This window comes from Luteitalea pratensis (assembly GCF_001618865.1).
GTDB lineage: Bacteria > Acidobacteriota > Vicinamibacteria > Vicinamibacterales > Vicinamibacteraceae > Luteitalea > Luteitalea pratensis.
Map to the genome: position 1 here is coordinate 4,219,836 of NZ_CP015136.1, position 18,878 is coordinate 4,238,713.

The 18,878-nt window shown below is 68.9% G+C and carries 15 protein-coding genes; 8 read left to right on the forward strand and 7 right to left on the reverse strand.

The window, feature by feature from the left end; translation table 11 throughout:
- Positions 1–101 precede the first annotated feature (101 nt).
- The 3 genes from LuPra_RS17355 to LuPra_RS17365 form a co-directional block, all read right to left on the reverse strand.
- Positions 102–1,658, reverse strand: a complete 1,557-nt coding sequence (locus tag LuPra_RS17355; RefSeq protein ID WP_110171906.1) for a sigma-54 interaction domain-containing protein — start codon at positions 1,656–1,658, stop codon at positions 102–104.
- A gap of 102 nt (positions 1,659–1,760) precedes the next feature.
- Positions 1,761–2,885: an outer membrane beta-barrel protein gene (locus tag LuPra_RS17360; RefSeq protein WP_157899326.1), complete on the reverse strand. Its 1,125-nt coding sequence runs from the start codon at positions 2,883–2,885 to the stop codon at positions 1,761–1,763.
- 425 nt (positions 2,886–3,310) lie between these two features.
- A complete protein-coding gene (locus LuPra_RS17365; protein ID WP_162271431.1) occupies positions 3,311–4,528 on the reverse strand; it encodes a PKD domain-containing protein in 1,218 nt (405 codons plus the stop codon).
- Positions 4,529–4,550: 22 nt separating this feature from the next.
- On the opposite strand from LuPra_RS17365, the gene LuPra_RS17370 reads away from it, so the two are divergent.
- Positions 4,551–5,309: a type II secretion system protein gene (locus LuPra_RS17370; protein WP_157899327.1), complete on the forward strand. Its 759-nt coding sequence runs from the start codon at positions 4,551–4,553 to the stop codon at positions 5,307–5,309.
- Here LuPra_RS17370 and LuPra_RS17375 read toward each other — a convergent pair.
- From LuPra_RS17375 to LuPra_RS17385, 3 genes are read right to left on the reverse strand one after another with little or no spacing between them, the layout of a single operon-like run.
- Entirely contained in the window at positions 5,306–6,475 is a 1,170-nt protein-coding gene (locus tag LuPra_RS17375; protein WP_110171910.1) for an MFS transporter, read from the reverse strand. The two genes, LuPra_RS17370 and LuPra_RS17375, sit on opposite strands and share 4 nt — an antisense overlap.
- Positions 6,468–7,463: a serine hydrolase domain-containing protein gene (locus LuPra_RS17380; RefSeq protein WP_157899328.1), complete on the reverse strand. Its 996-nt coding sequence runs from the start codon at positions 7,461–7,463 to the stop codon at positions 6,468–6,470. The genes LuPra_RS17375 and LuPra_RS17380 overlap by 8 nt, the downstream gene beginning before the upstream one ends.
- Before the next feature lie 49 nt (positions 7,464–7,512).
- Positions 7,513–8,784 (reverse strand): glycoside hydrolase family 10-like protein, encoded by a 1,272-nt coding sequence (locus LuPra_RS17385; RefSeq protein ID WP_110171912.1) that lies wholly within the window; start codon positions 8,782–8,784, stop codon positions 7,513–7,515.
- 59 nt (positions 8,785–8,843) lie between these two features.
- On the opposite strand from LuPra_RS17385, the gene LuPra_RS33320 reads away from it, so the two are divergent.
- A complete protein-coding gene (locus LuPra_RS33320) occupies positions 8,844–9,824 on the forward strand; it encodes an N-acetylglucosamine kinase (RefSeq protein ID WP_157899329.1) in 981 nt (326 codons plus the stop codon).
- A complete protein-coding gene (gene nagB / locus LuPra_RS17395) occupies positions 9,805–10,536 on the forward strand; it encodes a glucosamine-6-phosphate deaminase (RefSeq protein WP_234800440.1) in 732 nt (243 codons plus the stop codon). Before LuPra_RS33320 ends, nagB begins: the two co-directional genes overlap by 20 nt.
- A gap of 228 nt (positions 10,537–10,764) precedes the next feature.
- Here the strand turns inward: nagB and murQ are convergent, their stop codons facing one another.
- On the reverse strand, positions 10,765–11,706 hold the full coding sequence (gene murQ / locus LuPra_RS17400) for an N-acetylmuramic acid 6-phosphate etherase (RefSeq protein ID WP_234800441.1): 942 nt from the start codon (positions 11,704–11,706) through the stop codon (positions 10,765–10,767).
- Positions 11,707–11,849: 143 nt separating this feature from the next.
- On the opposite strand from murQ, the gene LuPra_RS17405 reads away from it, so the two are divergent.
- From LuPra_RS17405 to LuPra_RS17425, 5 genes are read left to right on the forward strand one after another with little or no spacing between them, the layout of a single operon-like run.
- The gene (locus tag LuPra_RS17405; RefSeq protein WP_110171915.1) at positions 11,850–12,842 is read left to right on the forward strand and encodes an AAA family ATPase; all 993 of its coding nucleotides are present in this window, start codon (positions 11,850–11,852) and stop codon (positions 12,840–12,842) included.
- Complete coding sequence (locus LuPra_RS17410) at positions 12,839–13,783, forward strand: DUF58 domain-containing protein (RefSeq protein ID WP_110171916.1); 945 nt, start codon at positions 12,839–12,841, stop codon at positions 13,781–13,783. Before LuPra_RS17405 ends, LuPra_RS17410 begins: the two co-directional genes overlap by 4 nt.
- Positions 13,780–15,132, forward strand: coding sequence for a BatA domain-containing protein (locus LuPra_RS17415; protein ID WP_110171917.1), 1,353 nt, complete (start codon positions 13,780–13,782; stop codon positions 15,130–15,132). The genes LuPra_RS17410 and LuPra_RS17415 overlap by 4 nt, the downstream gene beginning before the upstream one ends.
- Positions 15,122–17,125 (forward strand): DUF4175 family protein, encoded by a 2,004-nt coding sequence (locus LuPra_RS17420; protein ID WP_110171918.1) that lies wholly within the window; start codon positions 15,122–15,124, stop codon positions 17,123–17,125. Before LuPra_RS17415 ends, LuPra_RS17420 begins: the two co-directional genes overlap by 11 nt.
- Positions 17,122–18,873 carry a hypothetical protein gene (locus LuPra_RS17425; RefSeq protein WP_110171919.1) on the forward strand — a complete coding sequence of 584 codons (1,752 nt, stop codon included), beginning with the start codon at positions 17,122–17,124 and terminating at the stop codon, positions 18,871–18,873. Before LuPra_RS17420 ends, LuPra_RS17425 begins: the two co-directional genes overlap by 4 nt.
- The last annotated feature ends 5 nt before the right edge of the window (positions 18,874–18,878 follow it).

Sequence of the window (18,878 nt, forward strand, 5' to 3'; positions counted from 1 at the left end):
CCTGTTGATATCGCGAAGCTTACGAGCGGCTACCGATTGTGGGGGAGATTCAAGATCCGACATTCCTGTCGGGTATCAGGTGAGATCGAACAAAAACGTCGTTACTCGCGGCGGAAGCGCCGGAGGTCAATCCCAAGTTTCTTCACCTTGTACGCGATGATGCGCTCGGTGGTGTCGAGCAGGCGCGCGGTCCGCGCGAGGTTGCCACTCGAGGTCTTCAGCGCGTCCTGGATCAGGTCCATTTCCAGGGCCGACGTGGCCGAGGCGAGCGAGATGCGGGGCAGGGTGCCGGAGACCTCCGCGGTCTGCAGGCTCGGAGGCAGGTCATGGCCGTGGATCACGCCACCGGCCGCCACGAGGACCGCACGTTCGATGCAGTTCTCGAGTTCACGCACGTTGCCCGGCCAGTGATAGCTCATGAGCATGTCGATGGCCGTCGTGGCAAGGCGTCGGACATCCCTGCCGTGCGCAGCGGCGTACTTCTCGACGAAATGATCGGCCAGCAGCAGGATGTCCGGCTTGCGGTCGCGCAGGGGCGGCAGGAACAACGAGAACACGTTGAGGCGGTAGTAGAGGTCCTCTCGAAACGTGCGCTCGCGGACGGCGTCCTCGAGATTCCGGTTGGTCGCCGCGATGAGCCGGACGTTGACGCGCAGCGTCTGCGTGCCGCCGAGGCGCTCGAACTCGCGTTCCTGCAGGACCCGCAGCAGCTTGACCTGGGTCCCGAGCGACAACTCACCGACCTCGTCGAGGAACAGCGTGCCGCCGTGCGCAAGCTCGAAACGGCCCTTGCGCGCGGTACGCGCGTCGGTGAAGGCGCCGGCCTCATGGCCAAACAGCTCCGACTCGACCAGCCCCTCGGGCAGCGCGCCGCAATTGACCTTTATGAACGGCTTGCTGGCCCGGGTCGAGTGGTAATGAATCGCGTGCGCGATGAGTTCCTTGCCGCTGCCCGATTCGCCGCGGATCAGCACCGTCGTCTGGCTGCGCGCGACCTGCGTCACCTGCCCGTACAACGCCTGCATGGGACGACTGCTGCCAACGATGTTGCGAAAATCGTAGCGTTCGCGCAATTCCTCGCGCAGTTGCGCGTTCTCGGCCACCAGTTGCTGCCGCTCGGCCTGTTGCAGCGAGTGCACACGGACGGCATACCCGAGCAGGGAAGCGACGACACCGAGAAACTGCAGCAGGCGTTCCATGTCCGCCGCGTCCGGGCGGTGCGGCCTGGCGAGTCCAACCGCACCGACACAGGCCCCCGCCGCGCAGATCGGGACGCACACGAACGTGGTGTCCTCGCCCGCGGCAGCCGCCTTGTGAATGCCGGTGCGATTGAGGAACAGGGGTTCCTGGCTGGCCCGTGGCACGACGACGGGTTTGCCGGTCTCGACGACGCGCCCGATGATGCCCTCGCCGACCTTGTAACGGACGCGCTGGGCCGTCTGCCAGGAGATGCCGGTCGCCGCCGCGACCGACAGTTCGGGCGTGTCGCCCTCACGGAGGGCGATGAGTCCGCTGCGTGCGGATACGGCCTCGGCCACGTGCTCGAGAGCGCGGGCCAGGGCCGTTTTCAGGTTCGGGGCCGCGCTGAGCACAGGACCGAGCGACAGCAGGGCCGAGAGATGATCGCTCTCGGCCCGGACGGCCACTTGTCTGGGCATGTCGGCACAAGCCTACGCCGAAATGGCGTCACACGTGCCCCCAGTCGGTGTCCATGACGCAATGCGGGTGGCCTGGTGCGGTGTACCGGGCGGGCACGCCTCCTACGGCGAAGCCAGGGCGTACACGAAGCCGAACAGGATCGTGTTCTGGTTCGAGCGGAACTCGTCGGTCTTGTATTCGAAGAAGTCCTCCGTGGACCAGTCCCTCCGGTACTCCACGCGGAGAGACAACCCCTTCAGCAATGTGTGCTCGCTGGTCAAGGTGAGTTCGCGGATGGTCTGGGCGGTGCCGGTGGCGAAACCGTCGCGATCTTCGAAGATCTCGTAGCGGGGCGTGATCCACCACGAATCCAGCACCCCGAATCGCGCGTACGCGGCGACGCCATGCCAGGCGGCCGTCTGCCCCTCGTAGGTGTCCCTGCCGATGTCGACGTTGCCCATCAGGGACACCCGCGGCGAGATAGTCCACGTGGCGATGGTGTCGTACAGGTTGCGCCACCCGACGGCCCCGTCAGGCCCCTCGGGCCCGCCCATCCACGCCTGCGTCAGCGTGAGCGACGGGGTGACCTTCCATGCGACCTGAGCCGCTCCCGTCTTCGCGTCGTTGTTGTCCTTGGCGTTGTTCCAGCCGTTCACGAGAAACGCGGTGGCGGTGACGGTGTCGGATACGGGCAGGGCGGCGCGCACGCCCATGTGGTAATACGGCGCCGCCCAAGCAAACAGCAGCGATCGCGAGTAGTTCCAGTTGTACGCGGTTTCGGTGGGTTCGGCGCCGATCGGGGTGTTGAACTTGCCGACGTCGATCTGCATGCCACGCCCGACTGGCGCGAGCACGCTGGCGTAGGCCTGCTGCACGTACTCGAGCGCGCCGTCATTGGGATCGAAGGAGTTGACCCACGTCGCCGTCGGGCCGAATCCGATATCGGCGCGGAAGCCGACCCAGCGTTTCTCGGTGGGCAGGAGTTCGAACGTGGTCTCGAAGTAGCTGAACGAGAACTCGTTGTCGTTCTCGTCGAAGTTGCGAAGGACGTTCTTCCCGGATGCCGGCTGGTTGCCGTTGTAGGCGTAGTAGGTATCGAGAGTCGTGGTGAACTTCACCGGGCCCAGGAACTTCCACGGCGTTGGTGCCGGCGCGGCGGGGACGTCACCCGGCTGGGTAGCTGCGGGCGTCGCAGCCTCGGGACTCGCTCCAGTCGGTGCCCCGGCAGAGGTCGCCGTCGTCGTCACTGGCGCGCTGGTAGGCTCGGGCGCGGCGGGCGTCTGCGCCATCCCCAGCACTGGGCAGGCAAGAGCCGCTGCCAAGGCGATGGGGAGGGCCGCGGGTGGAGTCCAACAAAGTGCAAAGCGCGCTGCTCGTGTCATGCACGCCTTCTACTACCAAGGGCCGTGCCAGCGCTTTTGAACCACTCCGGGATAATCAGGCCAATCGGTTGAGGGGCAACGGTTTACAGAAAAGTTTGCAGAGATGTTGCAAAACCTGCAATCCGACAATTGTGTCGGACAACTCAGACAAAGCGACATTCGTGTTGCGCGGCTCGCCTGTGCGCGATCTCACGGAAGGCAGAAAAGCACTTTGTTTGAAGTAGTTGTCTGCGACTTCGCGGCCTGAGCAGCGCCCCCGGTTCGGGGCGCGCCTTTCACCTGCCTGGCCTCTACTGCACGAGGATTTCGATGAACGCTTCGCCGCGCTGGCCGGCCGCATTTACCACTTCCAGGGTGACGCGCCGTCGGCCGGAGGATCCGTAGACCTTGCTGGTGCTGGGCCCGGTGGTGACGCGAGTGTCGCCGTCGCCCAGGTTCCAGTTGTAGCTCACGATGTTGGTACCTGACGCCGTCGCGGTGAACTGGACGACCGTGTTCACCGCCGGGTTGGACGGCGAGGCGGTCAGCGTCACGTTGATGACCCGTTCCTCGACCGTCACGGTGGTCGCGGCCGTCGTGATCTCGCCGCCGGTGTCGGTGACGGTCACCGTGACCGCGTACGTGCCCTTTCGGGCATACGCCTTCTGAATCGTGCGCGATCCGGTCAGGGCGCCGAGGGAGCGACGTTCACCGTCGCCGAAGTCGATCACGGCGTCCCGCACCGCGTCGCCGTTGGCCTGGGCCTGGACGTTCACCGTGAAGGTCGTGGTCTCGCCCTCACCGATGGCCGCGGTTGGCCCGGTCAGGGTAATCACCGGCCGGGTCGTGACGCGGACGGTGGTCGTGGCCGAGACCGTGCCGACCGTGGCGGTGACGGTGGCTTCCCGCGTGGTCGTCAACACCGTGCGCGCCTCGCCGTTGCCGTCGGTGATGACGTTGGAATCGCGCAGGGTGCCGGCACTGGTGCCGAAGGTAACCGGCACGCCGGGCAGCCGCTGGTTGTTCTCGCCCGTGGCGACGGCCAGGATCTCCACGGTGCCGCCGTTGGGCCCGACCGCGCTCGGCGTGGCGGTGACCGTCAACTGCGACGCCGCCGCGGCGCCGACCCGCACCTCGAGCGCCTCGGCCTGGGCGCCTCCGGAAAAGGCGCGGATCTGCGCCACGCCCGACGCCGTCCCCGCATTCAGCCGCGCGCTCGCCCGGCCGCCGCTGGTGCGGGCCTCCGCCGGCTCGATGTTGCCGAGCGTCGTCGTAAAGTTGACCTGCGTGCCGTTCTGCACCGGAACGCCGCCCGGTTCGGTGACGTTGGCGGTGATCTCGACCGAGCCATTCAGCGCCACGACGGTCTGATTTGCAAAGAGCGTCACGGCCGAATCGGTGGGCGCCGTCAGTGGCGCCTTGTCGCACCCGACGAGCACGGCACCCAGCGCCATCGTGGTCGTGCCCAGGGCCGCCCTGAGGGCGAGAGCCCGGACGAACGACGACACGCGACGTTGCGGTGCTAGCATGGCAGCCAAGAATAGCAAAGGCATGAGGCACGCTGCATCCATTCCGACGGAGTCCGACGCGCGAGGCTACGCGATGGCCGTGCTGCTGGTCGCGATGGCGGTCATGCTCACGCTCATGATGGTGGCGATGCCGGTGTGGCGTCAGCAGCAAAAGCGCGAGCGGGAAGAGGAACTGCTGTTTCGCTTGAAGCAGTACGCGCATGCGCTGGTGCTCTATCAGCGCCGCCTCCCTGGCGCCGCGCCGGCCAACCTCGACGACCTCGTCAAGGAACGCTTTCTCCGCAAGAAGTACACGGACCCCGTGACCGGCAAGGACTTCGCCATCCTGCGCGTCGGCCAGGTGTCGCCGGGGATGACCTCGCCCTTACCCGGCCTCAATGCGCCCGGCCCGGGGACGTCGACGCGCCCGGGACAGATCTCGGGGCAACCGGCGGGCGGTAGCACGGGGCCGCAGATGGGGAGCGGGCCGGGGTCCGGCATGAACACGAATGCGCGGCCGGGCGGCATCGGCGGCGCCGGGACCCAGGTGGGCGCCATCCGCGGCGTGATGAGCACCAGCACGGACAGCTCCTTGCGGGTGTGGAAGGGCCGCACACGGTACGACCAGTGGGAAGTCTCGATCGAGGACCTGACGCCGCGAGGGTTTGGCGCCCAGACGCCGAAACCGGGGCAGAGCAATCGGCCCAACGGTCCCGGACAGTCGCGTCCAGGCCAGATGGGGCCCGGACAGTCGCCATCGCAACTCCCTGGCAACCCGTACGGCGGCACGATCAAGCGCTAGGACGGTGTCGCGGCGCGCGGCAGGCTGAGGCGGTAGGCCGCCCACATCCCCAGGGCGAGCGCCAACGGTATCGCGGCGAGCACCCGGCCTCCCGCGATTGGTAGCGTCAGCCCCATGACCCAGGGCAGCAGCATTGCGCCACCGCAGCCGATCGTCGACACAGCCGAGACCGCAAATGCCGCCCGGTCGGCAAACCGCTGCGTCACCACGCCGAACATCGACGGATAGATCGGGCCGGTCGCGACGCCGAGCAACACCAGCGCCAGCATCGTCAAGCCGGCATGGCCGACGCCGAGCGCCAGCACGACCCCGCCCACGGTGAGCGCGCCCAGGGCACCTTGCAACACCGCCGCTGGGCCGATGCGGAGCGCCAGGGCCGTCGACACAACGCGGCCGGTCACGTACGAGAGCCAGTAGATCGACGTTGCGAGTGCCGCGTCTGCCGGCGTGACGCCCAGCGTGCGCTCGAGATACGTGGGTGCCCAACCGCTGAAGCCCGATTCGACGCCGCCGTACATGAACACGAGCGCCCCAATCAACAGCACGGCGGCCGGCACCGCCGTAGGGCGCGGAGTCGGGATGGCTTCGGGCATTCGTCTTCGCCCATCGTGAGGGAGCACACGAAAGGCCCACGGCAGCAGGATCACTGCCGCGAGTCCGCCGATCGCGGGCACCCAGCGCGCCCGTCCACCCGCGCGCAGGAACCAGCTCGTGATGAGCGGACCGATCACGGTGCCGACCCCGTAGAGCACGTTGATCAGGTTCACGACGAGGCCAGGCCGGTGTACGAGCAGGCGTGACGCGACCAGGTTGATCGCGATCGTGCCGAAGCCGTAGCCCATGCCGAACACGGCGCTCGCCGCGAGCAGCGTGACGACGTTGACCGCCATCGCCAGGCCCAGGCTGCCTGTCGCGAAAACCGCGAGCGCCCACAGGATGACCACGCGAGTGCCGGTGCGCTCCAGCAGCAGCGCGGACGTGATCTGAGACAGCAGGAAGCCGGCAAACAGCGCGCTGTAGAGCACGCCGATCGAGGACACGTCAATCGCGGCAACGGCCGCGAACTCGGGGAGCGCCGGGCCGAGCGAGGCGATGCTCAGCCCGACAGCCACGAACGCAGCACAGAGGAAGGCGATGATGGGCCGCGCCGCGCCAGCCTCACGCATGACGCGCTCCGGTCCACGCGGCGCCGAGCAGGTCGTGCACGTCGCGGCGAATGACCGCCATGTCGGCAACGGTCGCGCGTCCGGCGACACGGTTGGTGAGCAGCACGACGTACCGATCGCACTGCGGATCGATCCAGAGTGACGTGCCCGTGAACCCCGTATGGCCGATGGCGCGCGGAGAAAGGAAGCGTCCACTCGACGATGTGGGCAGTGCGGTGTCCCAGGCCAGCGCGCGTGATGAGCCGGGGATCGGCGAGCGGCGTGCGAAGGCCCTGATCGCCCACGAAGGTACGAAACCGGTCTCGTCGCCGTGCAGGCCGCGCAACGCGAGCCGCGCGAGGTCCCCGACACCGGCGGCGCTCCCGAACAGGCCGGCGTGCCCGGCCACTCCGCCCATCGCGGCGGCGTTGTCGTCGTGCACCTCTCCTGCCAGCGAACGGCCGCGCCACGCACTGTGTCCGGTGCCCACCACGGGGCCGGCGGACACGGGACCGAACGACGGTGGCACCGCGGTCACACCGGTCAGCAGCGTCGCCAGTTGTGCATCCAGGGAACGATCGGCCACACGTTCGAGGGCTCGGCCGAGCACGATGAAGCCGAGGTCGCTGTAGATGGCGGTCGTTTGCGGCGGCGCTACGAGGGGAACCGCAGCGATGGCGGCGACCAATGCGTCGGCCCCGCTGCATCGCTCGTAGAGCGGCAGGTGGGAGGGCAATCCGCTGGCATGCGTCAACAGGTCGCGAAGCCGGATGTCGGCGCCGTCGGTTCGCCGCCATTCGGGCAACGCCTCGGTCACCGGCAGGTCGAGATCCAGGTGGCGCGTCGCAAACAGGTCCATCGCAACCAGCCCGGTCGCGAGGACCTTGGTCAGCGAGGCCAGGTCGTAGATCGCATCGGCAGGTACCGCGAGGTTGATCCCTCCGAGCACGCCTCCCGCATCACCGATTTCGAGCACGGCCGAGGGCAACACGCCGTCCGCGACGCGCATGGCGAGGTACGCGCCGGCAGCGGCCAGTCCGGGCGGACCCTCCGCGGGATCAGCGGGACGCACCGGCTTGGCCGAGGGCCGGGTCGCGGAAGGCGCGGCGCTGCAATGTCGCGAGGTAGGGCGACGAGCGCCCCTGGCCACCGGTCATGCTGTCGTAGGAGTAGAGCATCACGCCGCTGAAGCCCATCGCGCGCGTCGTTTCGACGCGCCGCGCCGCCTCGTCGGCGCTGATCTTGAAGGCGCCGATGCCAGGCCAGACGCCGCCAGATGCCTGCGACGACAGTACCTGCAACTGGCGTTCGAAGCTGGAGCCGCTCGACATGTACATCATGGGACAGGCCGCATCGATGAGACCGTCACGTAGCCATCCGCTCCAGTCCTGCAGCTTGTAGTCGCGCGCATGAGTGGCGTCAGGCCAGACGGCGGCGGTCATCCTCAGGCCAGGGCGGTTCGCGCGTGCAGTGGTCCCGAGGCGGGTGACGAGGCGGGTCAGTCGGTCGCGCCGGAATGACACCCAGCGCGCCGGGAAGTCCTCGACGAACGCGAGCGGCGCCGACGCCGCACGGGCATCCAGTGCGGTCAACTCGCGGGGGGTGAGTTCGGGCACCAGCGCTTCGCGGAACATGTCGAGCGCGGCACGGCTGCAGTCGAAATCCGGGGACGGATACCGGATGTAGTCGAGGTGGAGCCCGTCGAGTTCGTAGGCCCACGTCAGGTGGGCGATCGTGGCTTCGAGCCGTTCCTGCGCACCTTCCGGGATCGGCGAGCTGAACACGCCCTCGATGGTCGTGGTGTGGCGAGCACTCCAGTTCGCGATCGTCGACAGGTAGCGCGGATCACGCGGCGAGAGGGGCAGGACCGTGGACACCAGCGGCCGCGGCACCATGACCCACTCGGGGTGCTGCACGGTGACGTGCTGTGCCGCCACGGGCATGGCCGTGGCGCCCGCGACGAGATTCACGTTCATCCACGCGTGGACCTGGACGCCTGCGGCGCGCGCGCGGCCGACCAGGTCGCCAAGCGGGTCGAATGTCGCCGCTTGCTGGGAAAGCAGGGTGGCACGCGGGTCGGGCCCGCCCCGGTAGAACGCGTCACCGCGCCCACGAACCTGTACGAAGATCGCAGTGAACCCGTGACGGCGCGCATCATCGACCACCTGCGCCACCTGCGCCGGGGTGGTCATCCAGCTGCGCGTCACCCAGAGCCCACGCATCTCCGCGCTGGCGGCCGGACGCGCGACACTGGCGCGGGGACGACCCAGCGAGATCAACACGGATGCGAGGGAGAGCCGCAGCAGGTCGCGGCGCGAAGGAACGGGCATCGATCAGACGCGGTCGAACTAAGGCGCGTGCGCTCGAAGTATATACTCCCGGTCGCGTGATGCAGGGTCCTCATACACCACCGCTCGTCATCGGCATCGACGCAGGTGGCACCAAGACCGAGGCCGTTCTCGCCGATGGCCAGGGCGAGGTGATCGCGCGCGCCCGGCGCGGCGGCGCCAATCTCGCCGCCCACGGCGAACTCGAGGTGGAGAAGACGCTGCACGAACTGATCGAGGAAGTCCTCGGCGACGGCCCCGCGCGCCCCGACGTGATCTGCCTCGGCATCGCCGGCGTCGACCGGCCCGACGACAGCGCGATCATCCACGGCATCATGCGGCGCATCGGCGCGCGGGCACGCTTGCTGGTGACCAACGACGCACTCATCGCGCTCGTCGCTGGCGCCGGCGTCGGTCCCGGAGTCGTGGTCATCGCCGGCACCGGTTCGATCGCCTACGGGCGCAACGCGCGCAACGAAGCGGCGCGGGCGGGTGGTTGGGGCTATATCCTCGCCGACGAAGGCAGCGGCTTCTGGATCGGCCGCCAGGCACTGCGCGCGGTGGTTCGGGCCGCCGACGGCCGCGGACCGGCGACGGCGCTGACGCCGCTCGTGCTCGATTTCTTCGGCGTGTCTCGCGCCGAGCAACTCGTGCGGGAGGTCTACCGCACCTATCTCAAGCCGAGCGACATCGCCCGATGTGCCCGGCTGGTACAGCAGGCGCGCGAGGGCGGCGATGCCGTCGCCGCCCACATCGCGTCAGTGGCTGCTGACGAATTGTCGGCAGCCGTCCGCTCCGTGGTCCGGCAGCTCGAGCTGGACGGCGGTTTCCCCGTGGTGATGGCCGGCGGCGCGTTCCATGCCGTGCCCTGGCTGCAGGATGCACTGCGCGCGCGGCTCGCGGAGGCCTCGATCGCCCCCGCGGCGCAGGTGCACCTGCTCACAACCGACCCGGCGCTCGGCGCCGTGCGACTCGCCCTGGCAGAAGCCCGGGGCGGCGCATCCATTCCGACATACAAGACCCGTGATCATCTCGCTCTGTGACGACCCGCAGGATGTTGCCGATCTCGCCGCCCAACGCGTGGCGGGCCTCCTGCACGATTCTCCCCGCGCCGTGCTCGGCCTGCCCACCGGCCGCACGCCCATCGTGCTGTACGACCTGCTGGCGCAACAGCATGCGGCCGGCCAACTCGACTTCTCGCAGGTCGAGTCGTTCAACCTGGACGAGTTCGTCGGAATCGGCCAGGACCATCCCGGCAGCTATCGCTCGTACATGCAGCGATACCTCTTCGATCGCGTCAACCTGACCAACGGGCAGGGCCATGTCCTCGACGGCCTCGCACCTGATGCCGACGCCGAGTGCGCGCGGTTCGAGCAACTGATCGACGCCGCGGGCGGCATCGACCTGATGATCCTCGGCCTCGGCGCCAACGGGCACATCGGGTTCAACGAGCCGGCCGACAGCCTCAAGGCGCGCACGCATCGCGTGACGCTGCTCGAGTCGTCGCGTGCGGCCAACGCCGGCTTCTTCGGTGGCGACCCGGCGCAGGTGCCGGCCGAGGCGATGACCATGGGAATGGGGACGATCCTCAAGGCGCGCCGCATCCTGTTGCTGGTGACTGGCGCCGAGAAGGCGCCGACGGTCGCCGCGATGATTCGTGGCGCGGTGACGACGCAGCTGCCCGCGTCGTTCCTGCAGTTGCACGATGAGGTGGAAGTGATCTGCGACGCCGACGCCGCAAGTCAGATCAGGTAGGGACGCCTCTCCGAGGCGTCCAACTCCAACTCCGCAATGTCTCCGAGGCGTCCAACTCCAACTCCGCAATGTCTCCGAGGCGTCCAACTCCGTTGATGACGGTGCGGCAACGATAGCCGTTGATGTGCGAAGCGAGGTGATTTGGACCGCTCGGAGAGCGGTCCCTACCTACTTCTTGCGGTCTCTACCTACTTCTTGCGGTCTCTACCTACTTCTTGCGGTCTCTACCTACTTCTTCTCGAGTCCCAGCAACGCGCGGAGGCGCGGTTCGGCGTCGTCGCCGACCGCCTCGCGAACCGAGTCGTGCGACTTGCGCAGCGTCGCCAGCGCCTTCGACAGCGACAGTCCTGTCCGCTGCATCACGATCGCCGCCTTGACGTCATTGCGCGCGGATTTGAGCAGCTTGCCGGCCGTCTCGTAATCGACCCCGGTCGCCGTGGTGATGATCCGTCGCGCCCGATCCTTCAGCTTGTCGTTGGTGGCCTGCACGTCGACCATCAGGTTGCCGTAGGTCTTGCCGCTGCGGACCATGGCAATGGTGGTCAGCATGTTGAGCACCATCTTGGTCGCGGTGCCAGCCTTCAGGCGTGTCGATCCGGTCAGGATCTCGGGGCCCACCGCCGGCGCGATGATCAGGTCGACGAAGGTCTGGAGTTCGCTGCCCGGCCAGCAGGTCACGAAGATGATGCGCAGGCCCGCCTTGCGCGCGCGCGTCAGCGCGCCGCGCACGAACTGGGTCACGCCACTGGCCGAGATCCCGATGACGACGTCACGTTTTTGCGGCCGCAGGCGCGCGATTGCCCGGGCCCCTTCCTCGTAGTCGTCCTCGACACCTTCCTTGGGGAGGAAGACGGCGTCCTTGCCGCCGGCCATGATCGCGCGGACGCGTGTCGTCGAGACGCCGAACGTCGGCGGCATCTCGGCCGCCTCGACGACGCCCAGGCGCCCGCTCGTGCCGGCGCCAACGAAGATCACGCGCCCGCCCTTGCGGAACGACTCGGTGATCATCTGGACGCCCGCGGTGATGCGCTCCTTCTCGCGCTGCACGGCGCTGACGACCTTGCGGTCCTCGTTCACCATCAAGTCGATGACGTCGCCAATCGAGGCCGTGTCCAGCGCCAGGCTGTTGGGATTGATCGCTTCGGTGGGGAGGGATTCCCACTTGGACATGGTTGGCATGAGGAAGGTGCTCGCCCGCAGGTGCCGGAAAAACCGCTGAAGCGTAGCGCGGCCGTTGAGGCGTGTCAACGAAACGTCCCGGCCGCCGCCGTCGTCGGAGGAGGCACGGACCGGTTGCTACAATCGCTGCCCAGATGCCCTTGCGTGCACCCTCGATCGACGACGCGGCCCTCCTCGGCCAACGGCTGGAAGCGGAGCTCGGACGGACGATCGTCGGCCAACGGCCGGTGCTGCGGGAGATCCTGACGACGTTTTTCGCCGGCGGGCACTGCCTGCTGCGTGGCGTGCCCGGACTGGCCAAGACGCTGATCATCAAGACGCTGGCGCGCACGGTCGATCTGTCGTTCAACCGCATCCAGTTCACGCCCGACCTGATGCCCTCCGACATTGTCGGCGCCGAGGTCATCGAGGAAGACAGGTCCACGGGCCGGCGCGAAGTGCGGTTCATGCAGGGCCCGGTGTTTGCCCACATCCTGCTTGCCGACGAAATCAACCGGACCCCGCCGCGCACCCAGGCGGCGCTGCTCGAGGCCATGCAGGAACGGCAGGTGACCGTCGGTGGCGTCCGCTATGACCTGCCTTCGCCGCAGTTCGTGCTCGCGACACAGAACCCGATCGAGCAGGAGGGGACGTACAGCCTGCCCGAGGCGCAGCTGGACCGGTTCCTGCTCAACGTGGTGATCGGATACCCCAGCGCGGCCGAGGAGCGGCAGATGCTCGCACAGACCACGGTGGCACCGACCGGGCGGCCGCAGGTGGTCGCGACAGGGGAGGACATCGCTGCCGTCCACGGCCTCGTCCGCGAGATACCAGCCGCCAGCAATGTCGTCGACTACGCGACCCGCCTGGTCCGGGCAACGCGGCCCGACGGCGGCGAAGCCGCCACGGTGGTGTCGAAGTATGTGCGATGGGGCGCCGGCCCGCGTGCCGGGCAGGCGCTGCTGCTGTGCGGCAAGGCGCGGGCCCTGCTCGAGGGGCGTGCCACCGTCGCGCTCGAGGACGTGCAGGCGCTCGCCCTGCCGGTGCTGCGCCATCGTGTGCTGGTGAACTTCCAGGCAGAGGCGGAAGGCCTCGACGCAGACGCCATCGTCGCGCGGCTGCTCACCGAGGTGCCGTCCCGGGCGTGAGCGTCCCCACCTCGCCCCTCTCGCTCGATCCGGCGCTGCTTGCCCGCATCGCCGACCTCGAGCTCGCGGCTCGATTGATCGTGGAAGGCGCGCGACTGGGCTCGCATCGCAGCCCGTTCACGGGCAGCGGCGCCGAGTTCCAGCAGATGCGTCCCTACCTGCCGGGCGACGACCTCAAGCACCTGGACTGGAAGCACTACGCACGCACCGATCGCCTGTTCACGCGCGTGTACCGTGAAACCACCGAATGGCCGGTCATGCTCGCGATCGATACGAGCCGCTCCATGGCATTTGTCGATCACCAGGGCATGAGCAAGCTGCGCATGGGCGCCTTGTTGGCCGCAGCCTTGACCTACCTGCTCGTGCACCAGGGCGAGGCGGTAGGGCTCGTCACGCACCCGCCTCCGCCAGCGGCTTCGGCGCGCCAAGGTGGTGCCGACACTGGCGACGCGTTGCCCGCGCGGACCGGCCGCCCGCATCTCGTGCGCATGCTCGGTCTGCTGTCGCGGATCAGGGCCGGTGGCGGCACCGATCTCGCCGGCGCGATTCGGCGCGCGGCTGCGAGACTCGGACGCCGTGGCTGTCTCGCATTGATCTCGGACCTGTACGGCGCCGACGACATGCACCACGCTTTGCGAGAGGTGCGACGCATGGGCCACGAAGTCGTGGTGTTCCATGTGCTCAGCCCGCAAGAGCGGCGCCTGGAGGCGTCCGGCGACGTGGAGTTCGTCGACCTCGAGACCGATGAACGCCTGATCGCAAACGCGCCGACGATTCGTGATGTGTATGCGGCTCGCGTCGCGGCTTTCATCGCGGAGCAGCGAGCGTTCGCGACGGCTGAGGGCATCACGTTCGTCCAGGCCGGCACCGATCGTCCAATCGACCTCGTGCTGCGCGCGTTCACGCAGCAGCGCGCGCCACAGGCGGGGGGCGGCAGGTGATCTGGGCCGCTCCGGCGGCATGGGCGCTGGCGGTGCTCGCCACGCTGCCGCTGATCGCGCACTTGTGGTCACGCAGGCGGCCCGCGCCGCTGCCCTTCCCGACGCTCCGGTTCCTGCGTGCGGCGTCGCCGGTCTCGAGACGCCTGCGCCGGGTGCAGGAGTGGCCGCTGTTACTGCTGCGCCTGGCGATCGTCGTCGTCATCTGTGCCGCCGCGGCGGGGCCGACACTCGCGGCGCATTGGCGTCAGCGCGCCTGGCGCACGCGCCTGCACCGCGTGATCGTTGTCGGCGCGGACGTCGCGGGCACGACCGCATCGGAGGCGGTGACTGACCTCGAGAAGACCGCCGCGTCGTCGACCGTCCTCGGTCCGGCGGACATTGCCGACGTCTTCGACGAGGCAATCGCGCAGGCCAATCGCAGCGCCGGCGATCGCCGCACGGAACTCGTCGTCGTCTGGAGCGGGTCACGTACGAACCTCGCGGACGTCGATGTATCCGACATTCCGGCCCGCGTCGGTGTTCGACTCGTGCTCGTCGAGGGAGGCACCACGTCACCCGCCAGCGCCGCCACGAGCACGCCGACCGGCGACATCGACATACAGACACCGGACGCGGCGCTTCGAGAGTCCCTTCACGCGGACCTGGGTACTCTTCGCCTGCCCCCGTCCTCGGCGCCCATTCGGCTGCGCTGGGAAGGGGAGTCGGCCGCACGCGATCCGCAAGGTGATCAGGACCGGGAGTCGGGAGTCGGGAGTCGGGAGTCGCCGAGGGAGCATCCGGCTGCTGGCCGTAACGCCCGTACCGTCGACGGGACGCGCTCTTCTGCCGAGTGCCGCGGCGGGCAGGCGCGCGTGCTGCGGGCACTCGACGAGATGTCCGTCGATGTTCGCCTCCGAGAGGCCGCCGATCGATCACTCCGTGACGAGAGCTTCGTTGGCCGCGGCTCCGAACGTGCTACCGCGAAGGTGTTGGCGCGATCGGCCGCCGGCGAGGTACTGCTGCGCGGGTGGGCCGAGGGTGGGTGCCTGGTCCTCGATCTGGACTCGGTGCCGCGATCGCCACTGACATGGTGGTCGCTCGTGTCCGCGCGCGAGGCACTGGCGCGCGTCGATCGCATCGAGCCAGCGGAGAACTGGACCGCGGCCGATGTGGTCAAGGCCAATCGTGACGGACTCGCGCCGACCGATTCCATGCTCCCTGGTGGCCTCGACACGCGCAGCGCATGGGCCGTCGCGCTCGCGTTGCTGCTGGTAGAGCAGACTTGGCGCCGTCGTGGCGCCACTGCCCGCAAGCGCGACGGATCGGTGCCCACTCACGCCGCCACCCGAGAGCCCGTCGATGCCGCCTGACCTGCCTCGCGATGGTTCGGGAAGCCACGGCGCGACCCCGACACCGGATGAGCACTGGCTCGAGGCCTGGCTGACCACGGCCTGGCGACGCTGGCGTGTGTGGATCGGACTACGCAGCATCGCTGGTGCACTCGGCGTGGGCTTGCTCACATATGCAACTCTGACCGGCCGCACGCCGCTGGCGTTCGCCCTGGCAGCTGTGATCGGGATCGTGGCGTTCACAATCCTGCTATTCGCCGAACGTGGCCTGCGCGACTGGCGCCCGGTCGTTCTCGCCGCGGAGGCTGCGGCGCCTGCGACACGTAATGCACTGGTGGCGTGGCAGGAGATGCGCGGCGAGGTGTCGCCGATCATTGCGGCGCGATTAGCGACACAGGCACGTCGATCGCTGGAGGTGGCGGGCTGGCCACGCCCGCGATCGCTGGCGCCATGGGGCGTGTCGCTGGTACTCATCGCCGCTGGCATCCTCGCCAACATCGTGGGGACGCGATCGCCCACACTTGCGGACGCGGATCGCGAGAGATTGATTGCCCGAACGCCCGCCGCACCACTCGCGCTCGGATGGACGGCGATCGCGACGCCGCCGGCCTATGCCCACAGGCCGATGGAACGGGTGCATCAACCCTCGCGTCTCGACGTGCTGGCCGGCACGCGCGTCGAGATCCAGTTCCGCAACTGGCCAGATGGGGCGCGCGCCCGCCTCGGCCACATCGATGCCGCGACAACCATGGGCGGGACGCTGCGGTCTGTCCACGTCATGCCCGCGGCTTCTGACGTGCTGCAGGTGTACGGCCAGGAGCAGCAGGTCCTGGCCTCCATCACGCTCGTGGTCGTTCCCGACGCGGCGCCAACGGTGCGGATTACCGCTCCCGCTTCCGACTTGCGCAGGGACGCGGCGACGGGGATCGTGCCGATACGGATCTCCGCCCAGGACGACCTCGCACTGCGGGACCTGCGCCTCCGCTTCACGAAGGTGTCGGGCAGCGGCGAGAGTTTCACGTTCGAGGATGGCGAGTGGCCAGTCCAGGTGCGCCGTCCCTCCGAGCGACAGTGGACAGGCTCGCATGAGATCGATCTCGCAGCCCTCGGCCTCGGCCCTGGCGATTCGCTCGTCTACCACGCCGTGGCACACGACGCGCGAATTGGCGCCGACGGCGCCGCCGAATCGGAACGGTTCCTGATCGAAATCACGCGGCCCGGCGCGCTTGCGGCAGGAGACTTCAGCTTGCCCGAGAAGGAAGAGAAGTTCGCCCTCAGCCAGCGGATGGTGATCCAGCTCACCGAACGCCTGCTGGAGAAGCGCCCGCGCATGAGTGCCGAGGCCTTCGGCGAGCAAGCCCAGGCACTTGCCATCGCGCAGCGGCGCGTACGAGCGGAGTTCGTGTTCATGCTCGGCGGCGAGGTGGAAGACGAGTTCGAAGAAGCGGCGCAGGCGCACGAAGTGGAGGAGGGGCGTCAGGCCAACCAGGGCAGGGGCGACCTGACCGAGGCCGTGCGTCAGATGTCGCAGGCCGAGACGCGGCTGACGGCTCACGATGTCAGGGAGGCGTTGCCTTACGAGTATCGGGCCCTGACCGCGTTGCAGGCGGCGTTCGGCAAGGCACGCTACTTCATGCGGACGTTGCCAGCGGCCGTTCAGATCGACACGTCGCGGCGTCTCCAGGGCGATCGCACACGCGCGGCGTCGGCGCAATGGCGAGTGACGCCGCTGCCCGATGCCATGCGGACCGCCGGGCTCGCGTTGCTTGGCCGGCTGGAGTCGGCTGGCGCGCCAATCGATGCGCTGCTTCCGGAACTGGTGGCGCTCGACCGCGGTAATCCGGCCTGGGTCGCGCTCATCCAAGAAGCGGCCACGACCGAGGGCGCCAAGGGCGTCGGCCGAGCGCTTCGGGCGCGGCTGCTGCCGGGCAGTCCCGCGTGGATGCCGATGCCGCTCGCACGGACGACAGCGGAAGCGGCCGTCACGACGCCGGTAGCGAGGGCCCCGCGTTGACCGCGATCGCCGCATCGCTTCGTGCCGTCGGTGTGCTGGCGGTCGTCGGTGCCCTGCTCGATCCCGGGTGCGCGCAGGCACGCCGCCCGACGCTCGACGTCGCGTTCGCGGGCGACGTCGCTGACGAGGTGCGCGCACAGGAGCTCGCGCGGATCGCTGCTGAAGTCCCGTGGGCAACGGTGATGGACGCTCGCCGGACGTCGGTTGGGAACGGCTCACCCTCGACGGCGCTTCGCGTCGTCGTGGGTGACGCGGCGCCGGTCCTGGCCGATCTCCAGGCGCGCTCCGCCGCGATCGCGTGGCAGGCCACCACACCTTCCCTGGCATTCACATCGGTGCACGCTCCCGCCCGCGCCGTGAGCGGTACTCGTGCCGACGTGAGCGTGAACATCGGCGACGTGCCGGCTGCCACGAGGGTGCTGCGCGTCGTCGTCACCGACGCCGTGACCGGGCGCGAGCAAGGACACGCCGAGCTGACGCGCGCCGCCAGCGACACTCGTGTCGGCGTCAGCGTAGTGGTGCCGTGGCTTGCGACACGCGTCGGTGAGCAGCGGCTGCGTGTCGTGGCCTCGGCACCTGGCAACGACTCGGTACGGCCGTCGCCGCCCGGCGACGTCATCGTGGATGTACGCCCGGCGACGGTCCGCGTCGACGTGCTCGAGGCGAGGCCAACGTGGGCGGCGCGATTCGCACGGCTCGCGCTGAGCGCGGTCGCCGGTGTGGACTTGCAGACCGAAGTCCGTGTCGCGCCCGGGATTGCCGCCCGCACGTCGTCGCCGGAGTCAGGGCCGACCGCCAGGCACCGCGACGCTGACGTTCTCCTGGTTGGCGGGGTCGACGCCCTCACTTCGGGCGATGTCACGCGCCTCGAGGCGGGTGTCCGGGAGCGCGGACAGGCGCTCGTCCTCCTGATGGACGAAGCTCCCGGCACCGGGCCCTGGCGACGTTTGTGGCCCGACTTTTCCGCTTCGATCCACAGCGTCCCGACACCGGCCATTGGCCGTGTCGGCGGGCATGCATGGAAGGTACGCGAGTGGCTGGACGTGCCCCTGTCAACGCGCGGCACGCCGCTGGCGTTTCTGGAGTCGAGCGCCGCGCCCATCGTGATCGGGCGGGCCGTTGGTGCCGGTCGGGTGGTGCTGGTGACGGCCCTCGACGCGTGGCGCTGGCGTGCCGATACGGACGTGGCGTTCGCCGCCGGATGGCGAGCCCTGGTGCAGAGCCTCGGCGCCGATGTGCCGCCGGAGGTCGCCACGACCGCGTGGGTCAGCGGGCGGGGTCGCGCACGCACCCTGCAAGTCGACGTCGCGGCACGTCCTGACCTGCTGCGGACGGGCAACCCCAGCGTCACGGCCGACGTCGGCTCACCCAGGCAGGCGATGCTCATGCACCAGGTGGAGGCGGGGCGATGGCGCGGGGCGGTTCGAGTCGGGGCCGCTGAAAACGGCCCCCTGGTGGTCCAGGCGCGTGCCGGCACCACCGTCGTGCGGCAGGCGCAGGCCTCCGTCGACGTGACGCCATCCGCGCTCGTGGCTTCGTGGGACGATGTCGCGCGTCACCAGGAGGCGCACGGGCGCCTGGCCGCCGGGCGTGAGGCACGGTCTGCCGCCATGCGCCCCCTCCGGGAGTCGCTGCGGCCGTCGGACGCGGACCGATGGTTCGTGACCCGAACGTGGTGGTTCGCCGGGCTCGCACTCTGCGCGCTCGGAGCTGAATGGATTCTCCGGCGGCTCGCCGGGGCACGGTGAGGACG

Bases quoted from the DNA above. Each gene is read 5' to 3' on its own strand.
- LuPra_RS17380 (WP_157899328.1), bottom strand. From the start codon at position 7,463: ATGCGCGTCGCGGACGGCGTGTTGCCCTCGGCCGTGCTCGAAATCGGT.
- LuPra_RS17405 (WP_110171915.1), top strand. From the start codon at position 11,850: ATGCCCTTGCGTGCACCCTCGATCGACGACGCGGCCCTCCTCGGCCAA.
- LuPra_RS17355 (WP_110171906.1), bottom strand. From the start codon at position 1,658: ATGCCCAGACAAGTGGCCGTCCGGGCCGAGAGCGATCATCTCTCGGCC.
- LuPra_RS17420 (WP_110171918.1), top strand. From the start codon at position 15,122: ATGCCGCCTGACCTGCCTCGCGATGGTTCGGGAAGCCACGGCGCGACC.
- LuPra_RS17385 (WP_110171912.1), bottom strand. From the start codon at position 8,784: ATGCCCGTTCCTTCGCGCCGCGACCTGCTGCGGCTCTCCCTCGCATCC.
- LuPra_RS17375 (WP_110171910.1), bottom strand. From the start codon at position 6,475: ATGCGTGAGGCTGGCGCGGCGCGGCCCATCATCGCCTTCCTCTGTGCT.
- LuPra_RS17365 (WP_162271431.1), bottom strand. From the start codon at position 4,528: ATGCTAGCACCGCAACGTCGCGTGTCGTCGTTCGTCCGGGCTCTCGCC.
- LuPra_RS33320 (WP_157899329.1), top strand. From the start codon at position 8,844: ATGCAGGGTCCTCATACACCACCGCTCGTCATCGGCATCGACGCAGGT.
- murQ (WP_234800441.1), bottom strand. From the start codon at position 11,706: ATGTCCAAGTGGGAATCCCTCCCCACCGAAGCGATCAATCCCAACAGC.
- LuPra_RS17370 (WP_157899327.1), top strand. From the start codon at position 4,551: ATGAGGCACGCTGCATCCATTCCGACGGAGTCCGACGCGCGAGGCTAC.